The 1397-nt window shown below is 69.3% G+C and carries 1 protein-coding gene; it reads left to right on the top strand.

Translation table 11 applies throughout. The annotated features are described in order from the left end of the window. Positions 1 to 132 precede the first annotated feature (132 nt). Entirely contained in the window at positions 133 to 1335 is a 1203-nt protein-coding gene (locus EAO76_RS17215) for a cation:proton antiporter (protein WP_148836848.1), read from the top strand. The last annotated feature ends 62 nt before the right edge of the window (positions 1336 to 1397 follow it).

Raw genomic sequence — 1397 nt, 5'->3', positions numbered from 1 at the left:
CGGGCGGCCCGGTCGACGAGGGGCATAGTTTCGACGTCAATCGTTCGGTAAACTAATTACTGACGACTTCTTGACGCTCTCTTGACCGAACGAAGGACCAGGCTCATCGGACACGCAGACACGCTCATCGCCATGGGCGGCGCCTTCCTCGCCGCCGCCGTCCTCGCCCGCTTCGGCAGCCGCATCGGGCTGCCGACCATCCCCCTGTTCATCCTGGCCGGAATCCTGCTCGGCCCGCACACGCCCGGCATCGTGCTCGTCGCCGATCCGCACGAGCTGGAGATGCTCTCCGCGCTCGGCCTGGTGCTGCTGCTCTTCTACCTCGGCCTCGAGTTCCACCTCGACGACCTCAAGGCCGGCGGACGCAAGATGCTCATCGCGGGCTCCGTCTATCTGGCGCTGAACGTCGGTGCCGGACTCGCCTTCGGCTTCGCCCTGGGCTGGGGCACCTCGGAGGCCCTCGTCATGGCCGGGGTCATCGGCATCTCGTCGTCGGCCATCGTGACCAAGATCCTGGTCGACACGAAGCGCCTGTCCAGTCCGGAGACCAAGACGATCCTCGGCATCATCGTCGTCGACGACGTCTTCCTCGCCCTCTACCTCGCCGCCCTGCAGCCGATCCTGTCGCGCTCGGACAGCCTCGGCGCCGCGGTGCTCGACGGGGGCAAGGCGTTCGGCTTCCTGCTGCTGCTCGCGCTCACCGCCCGGTTCGGCACGAAGCTCATCAGCAAGCTGATCCACACCTCGGACGACGAACTGCTCGTCATCTCCTTCCTCGGCGCCGCCGTGTTCGTGGCGGGGGTCTCCGAGTGGTTCGGGGTCGCGGACGCGATCGGCGCCTTCATGGTGGGCCTGATGCTCGGCAGCACCACGTCGGGCGAGCGCATCCTCAAGCTGGTCCATCCGCTGCGCGACGCCTTCGGGGCGATCTTCTTCTTCGCCTTCGGACTCTCCATCAACCCCGGTGACCTGCCGGGCGTGATGTGGCCGGTGCTGGCCGCCGTCGTGCTGACCGCGGCGATGAACATCGCCTCCGGTCTGGTCTCCGCACGGGTCTACGGCTTCGGCCCGCAGGCCGCGGCGAACATCTCCACCACCCTGACGGCCCGCGGCGAGTTCGCGCTGATCCTCGCCACGATGGCCGCCGGCGCGGGGCTGGACGAGCGGCTGCCGCCGTTCATCGCCGGCTACGTGCTCGTCCTCGCGGTCCTCTCCCCGCTGGCGGCCGGACGGTCGCACTGGCTGGCCCGCGTCCTGCCGGGCAAACGGGGCGGGGGCGAGAACGACGGAAGCGGTGACGGCACCGACGCCGGAAGACTTACTGTCCCGGCCTGAACGGCCCCGGACCCGGACCCGGACCCGGACCCGGACCGGGACCGCGGAACAGGTCCCCGGAC

The organism is Streptomyces sp. sk2.1, assembly GCF_008120935.1.
In the GTDB taxonomy this organism is placed as follows: domain Bacteria; phylum Actinomycetota; class Actinomycetes; order Streptomycetales; family Streptomycetaceae; genus Streptomyces.
This window is presented reverse-complemented; position numbering and strand designations above follow the sequence as displayed.